Origin of the sequence: Mycobacterium europaeum (assembly GCF_034555895.2) — a bacterium.
Taxonomy (GTDB): domain Bacteria; phylum Actinomycetota; class Actinomycetes; order Mycobacteriales; family Mycobacteriaceae; genus Mycobacterium; species Mycobacterium europaeum.
The window spans coordinates 2,584,956-2,603,578 of sequence record NZ_CP157315.1; the positions used below are offsets into that span (position 1 = coordinate 2,584,956).

The window sequence follows — 18,623 nt, forward strand, 5'->3', positions numbered from 1 at the left end:
TGAAGATTTTAGCGTGATCGCGGGTGACTAGGGCGTCAATTATGCATATTTGTTTTGTTTACTTCACATTTAAATGACCAGGGCGAGTCCACCCGGCGGGAGAAGGGAGCCTTCGGCGGCTAGGCCCAGGTCCCCTTGCGGCGGTGCGCCATCGCGATGACCTCGAGCACCGGCTGCACGATGGAGGGTCGCAGCAGCCTGGCCGTGAGGCTGCTGGAATGGCTGCGAGCGTCTTCCAGCGCGATTCGGAAGTCGCGCTCACTGGCCCGGTAGGCCTCGAACACGCGGTCCAGCGTCGCCACGTCCGGCGGCCCGTCCAGCGCCGCCGCGTGCATCGCCTCGTAGACCGTCGACATCCAGTCGGCGCCGAAGCGATCGATGACCGGGCCACTTTCCCGGTTGCGCCGCAGATCGGGCGTGAGAAATTCATCGACTGCGCATTCGTCCTCGGCGCGAAGGTCGATCTCCAGCGCCGTGGAAATCCGCTTCACCTCCCGGCGCCAATCCTCCAGAAGTTGCGTGTATTCGACGAACACTCGCGGCACGCCACGCGAGTGGCGTTCGGCCAGCAAATTTCCCTTCAGCCACAGCGCACTCGCGAGCTCCGGCGACGCCCCGGTGGCCTTCCCGAGCGACGCGATCACCTCCTGCGGGTGGCGCACCGCGATCACAACGGCGACGTCGAGACCCGCCTCGCGCGCCGCCTCCAACCACATCTCCCAGAGCACCACGATTTGCAGGTCCTTGATGACCAGCAGCGGCGCGTCCGGCAGCGACCTGAGGTAAGCCTCGATGTCGGCGGTGCACGCCGCCCGCTCCGCCGCGGTGAAGGCGCCTTCCTCCAGCACACGCAGCGACGGGTCCCACCAAGCGCTGCCGCGGCGCTCCAGGATCGACCTGTTGAGCAGGAGGGATGCGCGCGGCTCCCAGTAGCCGCGCTGGTTGGTTTCGTCGGCCCCCATCATTCCCGCCGGGAGCGTGGCCCCGCATAAGGAAAGGACCCGGGTGAGCGCCGACGTCCCCGACCGCCCCATCCCCAGGACGAACAAGGCGAGGGGGCGCGTCGCGGCCGAACGCTCGAGCAGATCCCCGGTGCCGGCAAAGCTTTCGGAGGGTCTAGTCATGCGGGCCCGTTTCATCAAGCTTCAGCCTTCCAAGTCGTGCGCGTCATCGACGCCAGGTCTATCGCGGGATTATTACCGATTCTTTGACTTTGCAGGCCGGTTCGATGAAACACATGTCAACTACGTAAAGACCGCGTAGACCAGGATTAATCGGACCGCTTAGCAACCTCGCTGAGCTGGGCTTTTCCGGTGCCTGCCAGCGTGGTGCTGTGCTTGAGCGCGGTCCGCGCAACCGCGCGCGAACGTTTGCCGGGTCAGCCGGTGGCGGCGCCCGGCTGGAAGTACGGCGCCCCGAATTCGGTGACCGGTTCGAAGCCACGCTTGCGTGCCTTCTCGGCGGCGTTGCGGATCAGCGCGTACAGGCCGACGAATGCCGCGTGATCGGTCATCACGAACGGCGTCAGCAGCCGGTTGTGCACCAGCGAGAACGCCAGCCCGCTCGCCGGGTCGGTCCAGCCGAGCGAACCGCCGAGCCCGACATGGCCGAAGCCGGGCATCACGTTGCCGATCGGCAGGCTGTGGTAGCCCAGGTGGAATGCCAATGGCATGAACAGGTTTCGGTCCGGCCGCAGGCTGCGTCGACCGGTCAGGCCGGCGACCATCTCCCTGGACAGGAACCGGATGCCGTCGACCTCGCCGCCGTTGGCGATGGCCCCGTACATCCGCGCCAGCCCGCGGGCCGTCGCCACCCCGTTGGCGGCCGGGATCTCGGCGTCGAGTAGCGGCGTGTCGCCCTGCACGGCGGCCACCATGCCCGGGAAGTACATGGACCGGAAACCGCCGGACAGCTCGTTGGCCACCTTGCGCGTCACGCAGCTGAGCAGCGGGTTCCGCACCAGGTTCTGCGGCGCGATGATCTCGGCGACCCGGGTCGGCGCGCCGGCCGGCGGGCGCCCCAGGTAGAGCCCGTCGGTGCCCAGCGGCTCCGCGAGTTCCTCGCGGATCAGCACTCGCATGCCCTTGCCGGTCACGCCCCGGGCGAGGCCGGACATCAGCCAGCCGAAGGTCAGCGCGTGATAGGCCGACTTGCCCAGCAGCCGCCCCGGCGCCGCCGCGGCCAGGCGCTCTTCCATGACCACGTGGTCCAGCAGGTCTTCGCTGCGGGCACCGCGCAAGCCCGACAGGCCGGCGGCGTGCCTCATCACCTCGCGCACGGTGAGGTTGCCCTTGCCGTTGGCCCCGAACTCCGGCCAGTACAACGCAACGGGCGCCTCGTAGTCGATCAGCCCGCGGTCGGCGAGCCGGTGAATCACGGTGGCGGCCATGCCCTTCGTCGCCGAGAAGACCATCGGCGCGCTGTCGGCCGACCACGACCGGTGACCGCCCCGGTCGGACCACCCGGTCCAGACGTCGACGACGGGCTGGCCGTCGAGATACACCGCCAGCGCACCGCCGCCGAACCGACGGGCGGGGAACATGGTCGAAAAGCTTCGAACGACGCATCCGAAGTGTGAGTCCGCCGCGCCGGACACACGGTGACCTGCGTCAAGGTCATCGTGGACAGGGACCGCGCGGCGATCGACTCGGGCTTCCACCGTCACAATTTCGAATTTACTTGGATTTCACACCTTCCCGGAGCGAAATCGGATTGTTTATCTATCTGTTATTCTGACGCAGCCGTTAATATTTGCTGTGCCGCCAGCGCGGGGGTCAGCTCTCCGGCCTTGACCCGGCGTTCGACGTCGGCGCGCATCGTGCGCACCTTCGGGTTGGACAGCACCCGGTCCAAGACGGCGTCGCGCACCATCTGCCACGTCCAGTCCACCAGTTGGGCCCGCCGGCGCGCCTCGAACTCGCCGGCCTCGGTGAGCACCTGGCGATGACGTTCGATGGTGTCCCACAACTCCTTCAGTCCGGTCCCCTCCATCGCGCTCATCGTGAGAACCGGTGGTCGCCAAAGTGTTTCACGGGGGTGGATCAACCTGATCGCCGAGGACAGCTCGCGCGCGGCCACCCGGGCCTCCGCCAGGTGCTCGCCGTCGGCCTTGTTCACCACCACGATGTCGGCCAGCTCCAGCACACCCTTCTTGATGCCCTGCAGCTGATCGCCGCCGCGCGCCAGGGTCAGCAAGACGAACGTGTCGACCATGTTGGCGACCGTCACCTCGGACTGGCCGACGCCGACGGTCTCGATGATGATCACGTCGAAACCGGCGGCCTCCAACAACACCACCGTCTCCCGGGTGGCCTTTGCCACGCCGCCCAGGGTGCCCGACGTCGGCGACGGCCGGATGTAGGCGTCGGGGTGCACCGCCAGGCGCGCCATCCGGGTCTTGTCGCCGAGAATCGAGCCACCGGTTCGCGTCGACGACGGGTCGACGGCCAGCACCGCCACCCGGTGGCCCCGCTCGATCAGGTGCATGCCGAGGGCCTCGATGGTGGTCGACTTCCCCACCCCGGGCGTCCCGGTGATGCCGACGCGGTGGGCGTTGCCCGAGTCCGGTGTGAGCTCGAGCAGCAGCCGCTGGGCCGTCTCGTGGTGGTCGGCGCGGGTGGACTCCAGCAGCGTGATGGCCCGCGGCAGCGCCGCGCGGTCGCCCGCGCGAACGGCCTTGGCCAGCTCGTCGACGGTGTCGCTCCTGCGGGACGCCATCTAGTCGAGCGCGTAACCCAGCCGGTCGGCGAGCTTGTGCAGCAGGCCGATCGCGGCATCGGCGATCACCGTCCCGGGCGGGAAGATGGCGGCGGCCCCGGCCGCGTACAGCTCGTCGAAGTCGCCGGGCGGGATCACCCCGCCGACCACGATCATGATGTCAGGCCGGCCCACCTCGGCGAGCGCCTCGCGCAGCGCGGGCACCAACGTCAGGTGGCCGGCGGCCAGCGACGAAACGCCCACGACGTGCACGTCGTTGTCGGCGGCCTGGCGGGCCACCTCCTCGGGCGTGGAGAACAGCGAACCGACGTCGACGTCGAACCCGAGGTCGGCGAAGGCCGTCGCGATCACCTTCTGGCCGCGGTCGTGACCGTCCTGGCCCATCTTCGCCACCAGGATTCTGGGCCGGCGGCCGTCGGCCTCGGCGAACTTCTCGACCAGTTCGGTGGCGGTGGCGATGTTGGTGGCCTTTCCGGCTTCGTCGCGGTAGACGCCGGCGATGGTGCGGATCTCCGCCTGGTGCCGCCCGTATACCTTTTCCAGCGCGTCGGAGATCTCCCCGACCGTCGCCTTGGCCCGGGCGGCGTTGATCGCCAGTGCCAGCAGATTATTACCCAGCCCGTCTCCCCCGCAGGCGGGAGGCGCCCCCACCCCCGCGCGGCCGTGCGCCGCGGCGGCGCGCGACAGCTCGGCCAGCGCGGCGTCGACCGCGGACTGGTCGCGGCTGGCCCGCAGCTCGGAGAGCTTGGCCAGCTGTTCGGCGCGCACCCGGCTGTTCTCGACCTTGAGCACCTCGACCTCTTGGTCCTCTTCGACCTGGTACTTGTTCACGCCGATCACCGGCTGGATCCCGGAGTCGATGCGGGCCTGGGTGCGCGCGGCCGCCTCCTCGATGCGCAGCTTGGGGATGCCTTCGTTGATGGCCTGGGCCATGCCGCCGTGCTCGGCGACCTCGGCGATGTGGGCCCGGGCCCGCTGCGCGAGCTGATGGGTCAGCCACTCCACGTAATAGGAGCCGCCCCAGGGATCGATGGGCCGGGTGGTGCCCGACTCCTGCTGCAGCAGCAGTTGGGTGTTACGCGCGATCCGCGCCGAGAAGTCGGTGGGCAGCGCCAGCGCCTCGTCCAGGGCGTTGGTGTGCAGCGACTGGGTGTGTCCCTGGGTCGCGGCCATCGCCTCGATGCAGGTGCGCGCGACGTTGTTGAAGGCGTCCTGCGCGGTCAGCGACCAGCCGGATGTCTGCGAATGTGTGCGCAGCGACAGCGATTTCGTGTTCTTCGGGTTGAACTGGGCGACCAGCTCGCTCCACAGCAACCGGCCGGCCCGCAGCTTGGCGACCTCCATGAAGAAGTTCATCCCGATGCCCCAGAAAAACGACAGTCGCGGCGCGAACTTGTCGATGTCCAGGCCGGCGTCCAGCCCCGCCTTGATGTAGTCCACGCCGTCGGCCAGCGTGTAGGCCAGCTCCAAATCGGCTGTGGCGCCGGCCTCTTGGATGTGATAGCCGGAGATCGAGATGGAGTTGAACTTCGGCATCTTCGCGCTGGTGTAGCCGAAGATGTCGGAGATGATCCGCATCGACGGCTTGGGCGGATAGATGTAGGTGTTGCGCACCATGAACTCTTTGAGGATGTCGTTCTGGATGGTGCCGGCCAGCTTCTCCGGCGGCACGCCCTGCTCCTCGGCGGCCACCACGTACAGCGCGAGGATCGGCAGCACGGCACCGTTCATGGTCATCGACACGCTCACGGTCGACAGGTCGATGCCGTCGAACAGCTGCCGCATGTCGAGGATGGAATCGATTGCCACACCGGCCATCCCGACGTCGCCCTGGACGCGGGGGTGGTCGGAGTCGTAGCCGCGGTGGGTGGCCAGGTCGAAGGCCACCGACAGGCCCTTCTGGCCGGCCGCCAGGTTGCGGCGGTAGAACGCGTTCGACTCCGCCGCGGTGGAGAAGCCCGCGTACTGCCGGATGGTCCACGGCTGGTTGACGTACATGGTGGGGTACGGGCCGCGCAGGAAGGGCGGCTCACCGGGGAAGGTGTTCAACGGGTAACCGTCGGCCACCGCGGCGGCCCGGTCGGCCCCGATGTACACCGGCTTGACGGCGATGTCTTCCGGGGTGTGCCACTCGAGCTGATCCGGCGTGTACCAGTGCGCCGCCGCGGCCGCGGCGACGTGCTTGTCGACGGCCGCTTCGGTGGGCGGCGGCAGCGGACGGTCGCCGACCAGCGGGACCTCGGCGAAGTTACCGATCACAGGTGCGGTTGTGGTCATCGGACTAGGCTCCCAATCGGGTGAGCAGGTTCGAAAGGGCTTCGACGGCATCGATTTTCGCGGTCAGGAAGTCGTCGGGCCGGTGCTCGGCGTCACCCACGGCCTTCTCCGGCCCGGCCAGGTAGACCGTCGACACACCGGCGGCCCGGGCCGACTCGACGATCGCCGCGGCCTCGTCCTGGTAGCGCTTGTCGGTGCCGCAGATCACGGCGGCCGCCGGCGATCCGGCGTCGGCGACGGCCTTGGCGACCGTGGTCGCGTCGACCGTTCCCGGGTTGACGGCCTCGATCCCGCCCGACGCCAGCAGGTTGGCGGCAAAGGTGGCCCGGATGTTGTGCTCGGCCAGCGGGCCCAACGGAAGCAACAGCGCCTGCGGACGCGCGCCGGTGCGGCTCAGGTGGGCATCCGAGCGGTCGCGCAGCGCCTCGAACGCGGCGGCGTAGCGCCGCAGGTTGCCTGCGGCCAGCGGCGTCGATGTCGAAACGTCCTGTGGCAGAGCGGGTTCGGTGAGGTTCGGGAATTCGTTGACGCCGGTGATCGCGGTGCGGCGGTGCGCGATGTCGTCGGCGCGCCGCGCGGCGACCTCGGCGATCTGGCCGGCGACGTAGTCACGCGCCACGACGAACCCGCCGCGCGCCTCGATCTCCTGGAAGTGCTCCCACGCCTTCTCCGCGAGCCGCGCGGTGAGGTCCTCGACGTACCACGAGCCGCCCGCGGGGTCCAGCACCCGGCCCACGTGCGACTCCTCCAGGAGCAGCAGCTGCGTGTTGCGGGCGATCCGGCGCGCAAAGCTTCTCGCCGTGCCGGGGAAGCCGCCCGGGATCGCCACGTCAAAGGGCAGCACCAGCACGGTGTCGGCGCCGCCGACGCCGGCGCCGAAGGCGGCCAGCGTGCAGCGCAGCATGTTCACCCACGGGTCGCGCTGGGTCATCATCGGCAGCGACGTTTCCGCGTGCACGGTGACGGCGCCGCCGTCCGGATCGCCGACGACCTCGGCGACCCGCGCCCACAGCTGACGCACGGCCCGCATCTTGGCGAGCGTCACGAACTGGTCGTCGTCGGCGGCCAGCCGGAAACTGATCTGCCGCAGCGCGTCACCGACGGACATGCCCGACTCGGTGAGCCGCCGCAGATAGACCACCCCGGCGGCGACGGTGCCGGCCAGCTCCCACGTCGCGTTGGCGCCGAGGTTGTGGAAGGCGGGCCCGTCGACGGTGACCGCACGCACGCCGCGTTCACCGGCCGCGCGTTGCGCGACCGCGACGACCTCGTCGAGCGCGGGCGCGGGACGGCCGCTCAGCGCCGCGGTGAGCGGGTCGCCACCCAGGTCGATCGACAGCAGTTCGCGCTGGTCGGCCTCCACCCGGGTCGCCATCGCCAACATGACGTCGGCCACGGCGGAGTAGTCGGCGCCGGCGTCGACGATCACCGACGCCATGCTCAGGTGCACGCCGTCCAGGGCGTCCTCGAGCTGATCCACGGTCACGCCGGATTCCCCCACGCGCAGCATCAGCGCGCTGGCCCCGTTGCCGAGGGCCTCGAGCACCGCGGAGTTGACGTCGGAGGCCGTGACCCCGGCGACGCGGTCGGCCGGGAAGGCCTCGGCCACCCGCCAGCCCGATTTGACGTCGCGCAGCGCGTCGGCACCCCGCACATAGGGCCATTCGCCCGGCAGCGGCGGTTCCGGCAGCTCGTCGAGCGCGGTGTAGAGCGCCCGGACGGCGATGCCGTCGTAGGTCGGGGTTTCCAGCAGGCGCTCGGGCTCGTCCCCGAGTTCCCCCGGGTCCTTGCGGGTGCTCTTCGAGAGCACTCCGGCGACCGCACTGCGCCAACGCCCGCGAACCTGTTCTAGTTCGGCGAGTTCGGGTACATCAATGGACACCGATTGCTCCCTTTTTGCCAGCAAATGGGGCCTGCGACTCACTAATGAGGCTAATTGATCGGGCCGGTTGGAAAAAAACCGCGCGACCCGGCGATCGGCTTGGGCCGGCGGTGAAACGCCAGCCTCGGGATACGAGTTATTCATCTGCGGCCCGTAACCTTTAGAGGCGTGACGGCTTCCGCCACCTGCAGAATCAACCGGACGTTGCGCGACCTCGGCGGCGCGCTGGGCGCGGCCGCGCGCATGTTGTCGCGGCCCCGGGCGATCGCCACAGTGGTCGGTATCACACTCCTGATCGCGGCGGCGTCCTGGCTGCCGCTGCCCACGCCGGTGCAGATGCGCGACTGGGCCGAGTCGGTCGGCCCCTGGTTCCCGTTGGCGTTCCTGGCCGCGCACGTCGTCGCGACCGTGGTGCCGGTCCCGCGCACGGCGTTCACCCTGGCCGCCGGGCTGCTGTTCGGCCCGCTGATGGGTGTGGCGATCGCGGTCGTCGCCAGCACCGCGAGCGCGCTGATCGCGCTGCTGCTGGTCCGGGCCGCGGGATGGCGGCTGAACCGCCTGGTCCGCCACCGGTCGATCGACACGGTGGACGAGCGGTTGCGGCAACGGGGCTGGCTGGCCATCTTGTCGCTGCGGCTGATTCCCGCCGTGCCGTTCTCGGCGATCAACTACGCCGCCGGCGCCTCGACGGTGCGGGTGCTGCCGTACACGCTGGCCACCCTGGGCGGCCTGTTGCCCGGCACCGCCGCGGTCGTCATCCTGGGCGACGCGCTCGCCGGTCACCCCAACTCGCTGCTGTACCTGGTGTCGGTGTGCACCGCGACGCTGGGCCTGATCGGCCTGGTCATCGAGGTCCGCCACTACCGCCGTCACCATCGCCGCACGCACGGTTCCGTCGGTGACGAGCCCTCCCCCGAGCCCGCCACGATCAGCTGACCCGCCCGCGCGAAATATCTGACCAATCCCCACAATTCAGCGGCCGAAAGCTGGCAAGCTGGGGCCTGCAGTACTCACCGGCATCGCGCGCTCAAAGGGGGGCTCTTGGCCGGGACCCACGTGTCATACCCGCTGCCGCAACGCTCCAGGACGCATTCGGCGTTGCTGGTGATCGCGTCGCTGTGTTGCGCCACCGCTCTCCTCGCCGTGGTGAACCTGCTGCCCAAGACCATCGCCCCGGGCCCTCAGCCCTCCCCGCCGCCGCTCCTGTCGCCGATCGATCTGCCCGCGTCGAGCGCCGTCGGGCCCGGTGCGGGCATCTACGTCGAGTACGCCGACGGGACGGGCGGGATGGGCTGCACCGCAGGGTTTTTGGTACGCACCAGCACCGGCGCGCCCGGTGTCCTGACCGCCGGCCACTGCAACCGGCCCGGCGAGGCCAGCAAGGTGACGATGAACCTGGGCGGGGTCCTGCCCTACGCCACGCTGGGCACGTTCACCCAGACGGTCAGCGAGGGCGTCCACAACGAACAGCACGACATCGGCCTCATCCTGCTCAACGGGGGCAACGTTCCCCGCAATCCGGCCATCGGGGCCACCCTGCCCGTCTCCGGCGTCGCCACCAACCTGCGGACCGGCCAGGAACTGTGCAAACTCGGCATCGGCACCGGCGAGGCCACCTGCGGGCAGATCACCGAGATCACCGACAGCAAGGTCGTGTTCCTGGCGCCCGGCCAATGCGGTGATTCCGGCGGCCCGGTCTATGTCAATGAAGCTGACGGCACGGTCCGCGCGGTCGGCATCCTCATCCGCGGGGGCGACCCCTACACTCCCATGCCGCGGTGCTCCGTCCCGGCGAAATTCTCGGTCGCCGAGCTCGTCCGGCCCTGGCTGGACAAGTGGCGGCTCACCGCCGTGACCGCGGAGACCGCGTCCGGCTGACGCTCCTTCAGGCTGGCTTCAGGCCAACTTCCTACTGTCGCGCATCGCGGCGACCCGCTGGGGGCCGCCGCGGACAGAGAGGAGAGATGGGCCGAGTGAAGATCAACCAACTCATCGCCGGGTCCTTGCTCGCGGGCGCCCTCGGGGCGGCCGCGGCCGGCTTAGGCGTCGCGGTGGCGAGCGCGGATCCGCCCCCGCCCCCGCCACCGGGGCAGCCGGGGCCGCCGCATCCGCCGGGTGGACCGTTCGGCGGGCCACCGGGACCGGGCGGGCCGGGTGGACCCGTTGGGCCGGTTGGCCCGGGCGGGCCGCCGCCCCCGGGGCCCGGCGACCCGTTCCGGCCCCCGCCGCCGGGATTCTGGCGGAGGGTCACCGTGTCGAGCGGTGACCGCCTCGCCCGGGGCGGTCACCGCTCATCGGTCCCGTTTCACCGCCTTCACCGTCGGAACCAACGGCAGCGTCAGCCGGAAGCCTGCCCCGCCCTCGTGTGGCAGACACACGAGCTCGCCGCCGTGAGCACGGGCGAGCGCCCGGGCGATCGGCAGGCCCAGCCCGGCGCCGCCGTGATCGCGGGCGCGCCCGGCGTCCAGGCGCACCAGGCGCTCGAAGATCCGTTCCCGTTCGTCGTCGGGAATGCCCGGACCGCTGTCGGTGACGGTCACCTCGGCGGCGTCGGTGCGCCCGCGAACGTCGACCGTGATGGCGCCTCCGGGCGGGGTGTAGCGGCGGGCGTTGTCGAGCAGATTGGACAGGATCTGCGCGATCCGGGTGGGGTCCCCGTCGAGACGCAGCTCGGTGGCGCCCGTGCGATTGATGGTCAGTTGCGGCGCCAGCATCGCGGCCCGGTCGACTTCGGCGTCGACGATCGCGGCCAGGTCGATGTCGTCGGTGTCCAACGGCAGGCCGGCGTCGATGCGGCTCAGATCGAGCATGTCGGAGACGAGCCGCCCGGCCCGCCGCGCGTCGGAGAGCAACAGGCTGGCCCGGCGATACTGACCGTCCGCCGCGTCGTCGCCTTGCCGCGCGTTGGTGGCGAGTTGCTCGGCGGCGACCTGGATCCCGGCGATCGGGGTACGCAACTCGTGCGCGGCGTCGACCATGAACCGCCGCGTTGCCGTCTCGGCGCGCTGCGCCGCGTCGGCGGCCCGCCGGGCCCGGCTCTCGGAAGCCTCGAGAGCGTCCAGCATCCCATCGAAAGCGCTTGCGGCGCGGCCTAATTCGGTATCGGGGCGATCAGGGCGCAGCCGTCGCCCGCGGTCGCCGGTCCGGATGTCGTTGGCCAGCGCCGTCAGCCGGTCCAGTGGACGTAACGCCACCCGGCTGACCGCCACCAGCAACAGCGCGGCAACCAGCAGGGTCGCCACACCCGCCCCGATCATCAGCATCCGCAGCTGGCGTGTCACCTGGGTGGTTTGCGTGGTGTCGGCCACCAGGATGACCCGGGCGCCATCGGGCAGCGGACGCACGACGGCCGTCGCCGTGGCGTCCGGCGGGGGCGGCGGTGGTGGTGGCGGTGGCGGTGGCCAGGGCGGCGGGAAATCCGGGCGGGGCGCCATCGGCGGCGGCGGATAAGGCGGGGGCGGCGCCAGGAACGGCGGCAGGGGCGGCCGGGCCATCGGGCCGGTGACGGTATCGGGACTGATACTCCGGTCCCCGTACGTCGCGCCGTCGGCGGTGACCAGCAGGGCGCGCACCCCGCCGCCGTTGAGCTCGGCGGCCAGCAGATCGGGTGACGTGCGCGCGGCGTCCAGCGCCTCGGCGCGCGACGCGGTGGCCAGCAGCCGGTCGTGCAGGTTTCGACGGGCGAGAACACCCAGGCTGACGTCCACGGTGACGCCGAGCAGCACCAGCAGCAGGGCCAGCAGCGCCACCACCACCAGCGTCACCCGGCGCTGCAGGGACGGGGTCCGAGTCGATCCGGCCGTCATGATCGCTGGGGCTGCAGCCGGTAGCCGATGCCGCGCACGGTGTGCAGGATGCGCGGCCCGTGGGCTTCGAGCTTGCGCCGCAGGCCACTGATGTGCACCTGGACCAGGTTGGGGTCGTAGGCGTCGTACCCCCACACCGCGTTGAGGATCTGGCCGGCGCTGACGATGCGGCCGCGCTGCTCGACGAGGAAGGCCAGCAGCCGCAGCTCCGTCGCGGTCAGGTCGAGACGCTGACCGGCGCGCGCGGCGATTCCGGCGTCGGCGTCGAGGATCAGGTCGCCGACCTGGACGACTTGCGGCAGCCGTCCGCGCCGCCGCAACACCGCCCCCACCCGGGACACCAGTTCGGCCAGCTCGAACGGTTTGATCACGTAGTCGTCCGCCCCGCCGTCCAGGCCACGCAGCCGATCCTGCAGGCCGTCGCGCGCGGTGATCAAGACGATGCCCACGTCACCCCAGTCGCGGACCACGTCGATGAGGTCGAAGCCGTCGCGCCCGGGCAGCATGACGTCGAGCACCACCAGGTCCGGGCGCAGACCGTCCAGCGCCTCCTCCAGCCCGTCGCCGTCACAACGGCCGACGGCGTGGTAGCCGACGTCGGTGAGTGCCTCGCTGACCATTTCCCGGATCGTCTCGGAGTCTTCGACCACCAGGACCCGGGGCGCGCCGACGCTGAAGCGGCCGGCGGCGGCCCGCGGGCAATTCGTCATGCCTCCCATTGTCGGCGGCGGTGCTGAAACCAACCTGAAGCGGCGGCGCAGCTGTCTCGGGAGCCTCAGCCGTCACGAGAATGTCGGGATGTGCTCAAGTGCAACGCCGCTCACTAACCGCTGGTGGCAGGAGTGACGCGCGGGGCCCCAGTTTCTTCAGGTCCGCTTCAGTTCCGGCTCCTACCGTCCGGTGCCATGACCACAAATGAGGACATCGACACCCCGACGCCCGCCCCGCCACCGGCCGCCCCTCGACCAGGTGAGCCCCGCCGCCACTCCACCGGGGTGGTGGTCGGCGCCGGGCTGGCGGGCGTGCTGCTCGGCGCGGCCGGCACCATCGCGGCGATCGCCTTCGCCTGGATCGTCAGCGTCGGCCCACCCGGGCCACCGCCACCGCCCGGGCCGCCGCCGATGATGGCGCTGCAGCACGGACCACCTCCCCCGCCGATGGGCGGACCCATGGGAGGTTTCGGGTTCGCGCCACCACCCGGCCCACCGGGCCCGCCGCACGGCGCCTGGCCGTCGCCGCCCGGCGAGGTGCCCCCGCCACCACCGGCTCCGCACAGCTGACCGTCCTGCCGCCGTCACGATCCCCCAAATCGTGACGGCGGCAGCCGTCGCGCCAGTAGCGTCTCGGATGACCGACATCCGCCGACCATGGGGAGCCGCATGACCACGGACAACCTGGGAACCCGCCGCTTCCCGGCGGGCGTCGCCGCCATCGCCGGCCTGGTCGGCCTGCTGCTCGGCGCGCTCGCCACCTTCGCGATCACCGGGCTGGTCTGGACGGTCCGGGTCGAGCTTCCCCCGCCGCCATACCCGCCACCGCTGTCCTCGCAGTCGGGCGGCGGATGCGTCTACCCGTCGCCGCCGGCACCCACGTCCGCGCCGGCCGTCGTGCCCGCGCCGCCGTTGCCGCACGCCTGATGGCCGGGCAACGAAGGTCTTTTCTGCCCAGCGCCGGCGCACGCGTGCTGCGGTCGCGCCGACTCATGCGCGCACCGATCTGGCTTTACAACGCCCGCGCGGGCGCGCTGTTCGGATCCCGCATGCTGATGCTCGAGCACACCGGCCGCAAGTCCGGCACACCGCGCTACGTGGTGCTGGAGGTCGTCGGTCACCCGTCGCCCGACACCTACGTCGTCGCTTCCGGCTTCGGCCGAAAGGCGCAGTGGTTCCGCAACGTTCAGGCGGACCCGCGCGTGCGCGTCTACGTCGGCAGCCACCCGCCGCGGCGCGGCACGGCTCGGGTACTGCCCCAAGACGAGGCGGACCGCGCCCTGGCCGCCTACGTCAGCCGTCATCGCAGAGCGTGGGAGCAGATGCGGCCGGTGCTGGAGGAAACGCTCGGCGTTCCGATCACCGAGACCGACACCCCGCTGCCGCTGGTCGAGTTGCGCCTGGACTAGCTGCGGTCGGGCCCCTGGGCCGTCATCACGGCGAAGGTGGCCAGGAACATCGCCGCCGGCAGGGCGTTGACCACTTTGTCGCGGACCCGGATGTGCGCGCCGAGCGCCACGACGAAATAGATCGTCAGCATCGCCGTCGTCAGCCGCGCCAGGGCCGGGAAGCGGGTGACCGACAGCAATCCCACGGCGGCGGCGCCCTTCACTACGGGCAGCACCGGCCGAACGTTCTCCGGCAGACCCACATCGTCCAGGACCTTCTTGATCGGAGCGACCTGGACACCGCATAGCACCGCGTCCACGGCGTGGAAGGCGCCAAGCGCCACGTAGGTCTTGCGCGAAGTGAAAAGGCTCATGCGGCAATCCTATTGACCCAACTGCGGCGGCGTCCCCGGCGGTGTGCCGTCCACCGGCTGGCGGGCGCTCGCTTCGGCCTTGGCCACCGCCTGGGCGATCGCGGGATCGGTCTCGGTGGAGAACCAGTCGGCGATGTCCGCGTCGTCGGATTCGGCGGCGTGTTGGGGTGTGTCGTCGACCGGGGAGGGCTCGAACCGGAACACCCCGTCCTGGCCCGGGGTGCCCAGCATCCTGGTGAACCCCTGCAGGGCCGCATTGAAATCGCTCGGCACCACCCACACCTTGTTGGCGTCACCGCGCGCCATCTCCGGCAGGGTCTGCAGGTACTGGTAGGCCAGCATCTCCGGGGTGGGCCGGCCGGCCTTGATCGCGGCGAACGTCTTCTCGATGGCCTTGGCCTGCCCCTGCGCCCGCAGGTAGGCCGCGGCGCGCTCACCCTGTGCGCGCAGCATGCGGGACTGCCGGTCGGCCTCGGCGGCCAGGATCGCGGCCTGCTTGGCACCCTCGGCGGCCAGGATCTGCGCCTGCTTGGCACCTTCGGCCTGGGTGATCGCGGCCTGCCGGTTCCCTTCCGCGGTCAGGATCATCGCCCGCTTCTCGCGGTCGGCCTTCATCTGCTTTTCCATCGAGGCCTGGATGGACGGCGGCGGGTCGATGCTGCGCAGCTCGACCCGGGCGACCCGCAGGCCCCAGCGGCCGGTCGCCTCGTCGAGCACACCGCGCAATTGACCGTTGATCTGGTCTCGCGAGGTCAGCGTCTGCTCCAGCGTCATGCCGCCCACCACGTTGCGCAGCGTGGTGGTGGTCAGCTGCTCCACGCCGACGATGTAGTTGCTGATCTCGTAGACGGCCGCCTGCGGGACGGTGACCTGGAAGTAGACCACCGTGTCGATGTTCAGCGTCAGGTTGTCCTCGGTGATCACCGGCTGCGGCGGGAACGACACCACCCGCTCACGCAGGTCCACCCGGGCGCGCACCCGGTCGATGAACGGCACCAACAACGTCAGCTGACCACTGACCGTCCGGCTATAGCGGCCCAGCCGTTCGATCACCGCGGCCTCCGCCTGCGGGATCAGCGCAACCGACTTGGCCACCACAACGATGGCGAATATCACCAAGACCGCCAACAACACCAAACCAGCAACCGCACCTTGCACGCGAGTTCCTTTCTCTCACAGCGCCTCTCGCGGCCTTCACAGACCGCTCTTGAAGACCACCGCGGTAGCGCCGTCAATGTGCATGACGGTCACCGCCTCCCCCGGTTCGTAGATGTCGTCCTCGTTGAGCGGACGCGCCGTCCACACCTCGCCGTCGAGCTTCACCCGGCCATCGTCGCGGCTGATCCGCTCGAGCACCAGCGCTTTCTTGCCCTCCAGCGCCTCGATGCCGGTCTGCAGTATCTGGGCGGGCGTCAGGCGCCGCCGCAGCGGGGGCCGGACCAGCACCAGCAGCAGCACCGAGACAATCAAGAACACCGTCCCGTTCGCCCACACCGGCCAGTTCGTCAGCCAGCTGGTCACCGCCGCGGCCAGCGCACCGCCGCCCAGCATCACCAGGAACAGATGGCCGGTGAGCGCCTCGGCACCGGCCAGCACCAGCGCGAATATTAGCCAAAGCACCGCCGCGGGCATGCGGCCAGAATACGCGTGATCGGCCTTTGCCGGACAAAACAACTACACTGCGGAATCGTGTGGTGTCCCAGTGTCTCGCTGTCCCTGTGGGCCAACGCCTGGCTCGCGGGCAAGGCCGCGCCCGACGACGTCTTGGACGCGTTATCGGTATGGGCGCCAAAGCAATCGGTCACCGCGTATGATGCGGTCGCCGCGGGCCATACCGGGCTGCCGTGGCCCGATGTGCACGACGCCGGGACGGTGACGCTGCTGCAGACGCTGCGCGCCGCGGTTGGCCGGCCGTCGCCCACTCCGGGCGGCCCGGGCCCGCTGCGCGGAACGATCAACGTGCTTTTGCCCGTGCCCGGCGACGTGCGCGGGCTCGCCCCCGGAACGCAGTTCGAACGTGACGCCCTGGCCGCGGGCGAGGCGATCATCATCGCCAACCCGGCCAATCCCGCCACCGCCGTCGGGCTGGTTCCCGAGTTCTCCTACGACGATGAGCCGGACGACTTCCCCGAGCCGTACGCGCTGTCCTGGACGGTGTACTCGCTGCCGGGCGTGCCGGTGCTCGATCACTACGAGCTCGGCGATGCCGAATACACGCTGCGGTCGGCGGTGCGGTCGGCCGCGGACGCGCTCGGCGCCATCGGGCTGGGGTCGGCCGCGACCGATGTCGACGACCCCCGGGGCCTCGTCGAGCAACTGCTGGAATCCGCACGGCAGCACCGGGTTCCCGACCACGCGCCGACCCGCGCGCTGCGGGTGCTGGAGAACGCCGCGCACGTCGACGCGATCATCGCGGTCAGCTCTGGGCTCAGCCGCTCAGCCGACTCACCGGAGCGTTTCGCCGCGCCCATCGTCGCCGGCCCTGAGCCGTTCGGGACGCAATCGTCCTCGGAGGCGCGCATCGCCGGCGACGCGCTGCGGCCGCTGACCGCCGTGGTGCGTTCGGCGCGGATGGCCGCCGTCACCGCGATCCTGCACTCGGCGTGGGCTGACTAGGCCTCGTCGCGCCTTGCGCAGTGCGGTGGCCGGCACGGCGCGCCGTCGACACTGGCCAGACAGCCGGGCACCGGGTCCGGGCCGGCCACCCGGGCCGGCTCTCGGCCGGTGCGCAGTTCGTCGATCAGATCGGCGGCCAGCCGGGCGAATCGCCGGTCGGCGTTGGGCGTGGCGGCCCGCGCGAACGTCAGCCCGGCCGCGTCGGCCTGGGTGCGCAACTCCTCGTCGAGATCCCACACCACCTCGATGTGGTCGGCGACGAACCCGATCGGACAGACGATGACCGCCGCGGTGCCCGACGCGGCCAGCGCGGCGAGGTGGTCCTCGACGCTGGGCTCCAGCCACGGCACCTGCGGCGGACCCGAACGCGACTGCCAGGCCAGATCGTAATCGACGTAACCCGCCGCGGCCGCGACAAGCCTTGTGGCATAAGCGACTTGACGGCTATAGAGTCGTGGGCCGAGGCGCTGATCCGCGGCCACCGGGACCGAGTGCGCGGTGAACACCAGCCGGGCGCCGGCGGGCACCTTCTCGGCCGCGGCCGTGACCGCGCCCGCGAACATCTCGACGAAGAGCGGGTGGTCGAAGTAGGGCCGCAGCTTCACCAGCTCGGGCGCCTCGGGCCCCGCGGCCTTGCGCGCCCGGGCGATGTCCTCGGTGTACTGCGTGCAGCTCGAATAGCCGCTCCACGCCGAGGTAGTGAACACCGCGGCACGACGAACACCGTTGTCGCGCATGGCCTTCACGGTGTCTTCGACGTAGGGCTCCCAGTTGCGGTTGCCGAAGTAGACCGGCAGGCCCTGCACCGCCTCGAGCTCGGCGATCAGGGCGCGGTTGATGCCGTTGATCGGCGATACCCCGCCGAAATGCAGGTAATGCTGCGCGACGTCGTCCAGGCGCTCGGGGGGCACGTTGCGCCCGCGGGTGACGTTCTCCAGGAACGGCCGCACCTGCTCGGGGCCCTCCGGACCGCCGAAGGACAGCAGCAGGACGGCGTCGAATTCCATTGGGGCTAGAGCAATTCCGCTTTTAGAGCAACTGCGTACTGGCGCCACCATCGGCGAAGATGATGGTGCCGGTGGTGGCCGGCAGCCAGTCCGAGAGCACGGCGCACACCGTCTTGGCGACCGGCGTGGGGTCCTTCATGTTCCAGCCGATCGGTGCGCGCTGGTCCCAGCCCTCTTCCAGCAGTTGCATCTGAGCGCCGGCCTCCTCGCCGAGCGCGCCGCCAACGATCGCGGACATGGCCAGCGTCCGGATGGGGCCCGCCGCAACGAGATTCGAGCGCACCCCGAACTTGCCGGCCTCGCGGGCGACGAACCGGTTGACCGATTCCAGCGCGCTCTTGGCCACCGTCATCCAGTTGTAGGCGGGCATGGCCCGGCTGGGATCGAAGTCCATGCCGACGATCGACCCGCCGGGGTTCATGATCGGCAGCAGCGCCTTGGCCAGCGAGGCATACGAATACGCCGAGATGTGGATGCCCTTGGAGACGTCCTCATACGGTGCGTCGAAGAACGGGTTGATGCCCATCCCGGTCTGCGGCATGAAGCCGATGGAGTGCACCACGCCGTCCAGCTTGTTGCCCTCGCCGATCTCGGCGGTGACCCGCTCGGCGAGGGTGCTCAGGTGCTCCTCGTTCTGCACGTCGAGTTCGACCAGCGGGGCCTTCTCCGGCAGCCGGTCCGCGATGCGCTGGATCAGCCGCAACCGGTCGAAGCCCGTCAGCACCAACTGGGCGCCCGCCTCCTGGGCCACCTTGGCGATGTGAAACGCGATCGACGAGTCGGTGATGATCCCGGAGACCAGGATCCGTTTGCCGTCGAGCAGTCCTGCCATGTCCGTCCTTAAAT

18 protein-coding genes are annotated in these 18,623 nt (G+C 70.3%); 6 read left to right on the forward strand and 12 right to left on the reverse strand.

Going from position 1 to position 18,623, the window contains the following annotated elements:
• Positions 1-119 precede the first annotated feature (119 nt).
• The 5 genes from U8D42_RS11335 to mutA form a co-directional block, all read right to left on the reverse strand.
• A complete protein-coding gene (locus tag U8D42_RS11335) occupies positions 120-1,034 on the reverse strand; it encodes a sulfotransferase family protein (RefSeq protein ID WP_322861334.1) in 915 nt (304 codons plus the stop codon).
• Positions 1,035-1,378: 344 nt separating this feature from the next.
• The gene (locus U8D42_RS11340) at positions 1,379-2,665 is read right to left on the reverse strand and encodes a serine hydrolase domain-containing protein (protein WP_322861300.1); all 1,287 of its coding nucleotides are present in this window, start codon (positions 2,663-2,665) and stop codon (positions 1,379-1,381) included.
• A gap of 62 nt (positions 2,666-2,727) precedes the next feature.
• A complete protein-coding gene (gene meaB, locus U8D42_RS11345; RefSeq protein ID WP_322861299.1) occupies positions 2,728-3,717 on the reverse strand; it encodes a methylmalonyl Co-A mutase-associated GTPase MeaB in 990 nt (329 codons plus the stop codon).
• Positions 3,718-5,994, reverse strand: a complete 2,277-nt coding sequence (gene scpA, locus U8D42_RS11350; protein ID WP_322861298.1) for a methylmalonyl-CoA mutase — start codon at positions 5,992-5,994, stop codon at positions 3,718-3,720.
• A gap of 4 nt (positions 5,995-5,998) precedes the next feature.
• The gene (gene mutA / locus U8D42_RS11355; protein WP_322861297.1) at positions 5,999-7,876 is read right to left on the reverse strand and encodes a methylmalonyl-CoA mutase small subunit; all 1,878 of its coding nucleotides are present in this window, start codon (positions 7,874-7,876) and stop codon (positions 5,999-6,001) included.
• Between the two features lie 168 nt (positions 7,877-8,044).
• Here mutA and U8D42_RS11360 point away from each other — a divergent pair, with 168 nt between their 5' ends.
• Both U8D42_RS11360 and U8D42_RS11365 read left to right on the forward strand, forming a co-directional pair.
• A complete protein-coding gene (locus U8D42_RS11360; protein WP_322861296.1) occupies positions 8,045-8,812 on the forward strand; it encodes a TVP38/TMEM64 family protein in 768 nt (255 codons plus the stop codon).
• Between the two features lie 105 nt (positions 8,813-8,917).
• Positions 8,918-9,754 (forward strand): endopeptidase, encoded by an 837-nt coding sequence (locus U8D42_RS11365; RefSeq protein ID WP_322861295.1) that lies wholly within the window; start codon positions 8,918-8,920, stop codon positions 9,752-9,754.
• Between the two features lie 413 nt (positions 9,755-10,167).
• Here U8D42_RS11365 and U8D42_RS11370 read toward each other — a convergent pair whose 3' ends face one another.
• Together U8D42_RS11370 and U8D42_RS11375 are read right to left on the reverse strand one after the other, a co-directional pair.
• A complete protein-coding gene (locus U8D42_RS11370; RefSeq protein ID WP_322861294.1) occupies positions 10,168-11,682 on the reverse strand; it encodes a sensor histidine kinase in 1,515 nt (504 codons plus the stop codon).
• Entirely contained in the window at positions 11,679-12,401 is a 723-nt protein-coding gene (locus tag U8D42_RS11375) for a response regulator transcription factor (RefSeq protein ID WP_322861293.1), read from the reverse strand. Before U8D42_RS11375 ends, U8D42_RS11370 begins: the two co-directional genes overlap by 4 nt.
• A gap of 186 nt (positions 12,402-12,587) precedes the next feature.
• On the opposite strand from U8D42_RS11375, the gene U8D42_RS11380 reads away from it, so the two are divergent.
• The 3 genes from U8D42_RS11380 to U8D42_RS11390 all read left to right on the forward strand — a co-directional run bounded on the left by U8D42_RS11380 (position 12,588) and on the right by U8D42_RS11390 (position 13,801).
• Complete coding sequence (locus U8D42_RS11380; protein WP_322861292.1) at positions 12,588-12,962, forward strand: hypothetical protein; 375 nt, start codon at positions 12,588-12,590, stop codon at positions 12,960-12,962.
• A 99-nt stretch (positions 12,963-13,061) separates the two neighbouring features.
• Entirely contained in the window at positions 13,062-13,319 is a 258-nt protein-coding gene (locus tag U8D42_RS11385; protein ID WP_322861291.1) for a hypothetical protein, read from the forward strand.
• A 65-nt stretch (positions 13,320-13,384) separates the two neighbouring features.
• Positions 13,385-13,801 carry a nitroreductase family deazaflavin-dependent oxidoreductase gene (locus U8D42_RS11390; RefSeq protein ID WP_322861290.1) on the forward strand — a complete coding sequence of 139 codons (417 nt, stop codon included), beginning with the start codon at positions 13,385-13,387 and terminating at the stop codon, positions 13,799-13,801.
• Here U8D42_RS11390 and U8D42_RS11395 read toward each other — a convergent pair.
• From U8D42_RS11395 to U8D42_RS11405, 3 genes are read right to left on the reverse strand one after another with little or no spacing between them, the layout of a single operon-like run.
• Positions 13,798-14,154: a DoxX family protein gene (locus U8D42_RS11395; protein ID WP_085239627.1), complete on the reverse strand. Its 357-nt coding sequence runs from the start codon at positions 14,152-14,154 to the stop codon at positions 13,798-13,800. The genes U8D42_RS11390 and U8D42_RS11395 overlap by 4 nt on opposite strands.
• Before the next feature lie 9 nt (positions 14,155-14,163).
• Positions 14,164-15,312, reverse strand: a complete 1,149-nt coding sequence (locus U8D42_RS11400; protein WP_322861289.1) for an SPFH domain-containing protein — start codon at positions 15,310-15,312, stop codon at positions 14,164-14,166.
• Between the two features lie 36 nt (positions 15,313-15,348).
• Complete coding sequence (locus tag U8D42_RS11405) at positions 15,349-15,786, reverse strand: NfeD family protein (protein WP_085239625.1); 438 nt, start codon at positions 15,784-15,786, stop codon at positions 15,349-15,351.
• 57 nt (positions 15,787-15,843) lie between these two features.
• Here U8D42_RS11405 and U8D42_RS11410 point away from each other — a divergent pair, with 57 nt between their 5' ends.
• On the forward strand, positions 15,844-16,770 hold the full coding sequence (locus U8D42_RS11410; RefSeq protein WP_322861288.1) for a hypothetical protein: 927 nt from the start codon (positions 15,844-15,846) through the stop codon (positions 16,768-16,770).
• Here the strand turns inward: U8D42_RS11410 and U8D42_RS11415 are convergent.
• Entirely contained in the window at positions 16,767-17,777 is a 1,011-nt protein-coding gene (locus U8D42_RS11415; RefSeq protein WP_322861287.1) for a ferrochelatase, read from the reverse strand. The two genes, U8D42_RS11410 and U8D42_RS11415, sit on opposite strands and share 4 nt — an antisense overlap.
• A gap of 22 nt (positions 17,778-17,799) precedes the next feature.
• On the reverse strand, positions 17,800-18,609 hold the full coding sequence (gene inhA / locus U8D42_RS11420) for an NADH-dependent enoyl-ACP reductase InhA (RefSeq protein WP_090423229.1): 810 nt from the start codon (positions 18,607-18,609) through the stop codon (positions 17,800-17,802).
• Positions 18,610-18,623: the final 14 nt, after the last annotated feature.

What these genes read in the sequence shown, in the direction of transcription:
- U8D42_RS11335 (WP_322861334.1), bottom strand. Translation starts at nt 1,034, where the DNA reads ATGGGGCGGTCGGGGACGTCGGCGCTCACCCGGGTCCTTTCCTTATGC.
- meaB (WP_322861299.1), bottom strand. Translation starts at nt 3,717, where the DNA reads ATGGCGTCCCGCAGGAGCGACACCGTCGACGAGCTGGCCAAGGCCGTT.
- scpA (WP_322861298.1), bottom strand. Translation starts at nt 5,994, where the DNA reads ATGACCACAACCGCACCTGTGATCGGTAACTTCGCCGAGGTCCCGCTG.
- U8D42_RS11370 (WP_322861294.1), bottom strand. Translation starts at nt 11,682, where the DNA reads ATGACGGCCGGATCGACTCGGACCCCGTCCCTGCAGCGCCGGGTGACG.
- U8D42_RS11375 (WP_322861293.1), bottom strand. Translation starts at nt 12,401, where the DNA reads ATGGGAGGCATGACGAATTGCCCGCGGGCCGCCGCCGGCCGCTTCAGC.
- U8D42_RS11380 (WP_322861292.1), top strand. Translation starts at nt 12,588, where the DNA reads ATGACCACAAATGAGGACATCGACACCCCGACGCCCGCCCCGCCACCG.
- U8D42_RS11385 (WP_322861291.1), top strand. Translation starts at nt 13,062, where the DNA reads ATGACCACGGACAACCTGGGAACCCGCCGCTTCCCGGCGGGCGTCGCC.
- U8D42_RS11390 (WP_322861290.1), top strand. Translation starts at nt 13,385, where the DNA reads ATGCGCGCACCGATCTGGCTTTACAACGCCCGCGCGGGCGCGCTGTTC.
- U8D42_RS11395 (WP_085239627.1), bottom strand. Translation starts at nt 14,154, where the DNA reads ATGAGCCTTTTCACTTCGCGCAAGACCTACGTGGCGCTTGGCGCCTTC.
- U8D42_RS11405 (WP_085239625.1), bottom strand. Translation starts at nt 15,786, where the DNA reads ATGCCCGCGGCGGTGCTTTGGCTAATATTCGCGCTGGTGCTGGCCGGT.
- U8D42_RS11415 (WP_322861287.1), bottom strand. Translation starts at nt 17,777, where the DNA reads ATGGAATTCGACGCCGTCCTGCTGCTGTCCTTCGGCGGTCCGGAGGGC.
- inhA (WP_090423229.1), bottom strand. Translation starts at nt 18,609, where the DNA reads ATGGCAGGACTGCTCGACGGCAAACGGATCCTGGTCTCCGGGATCATC.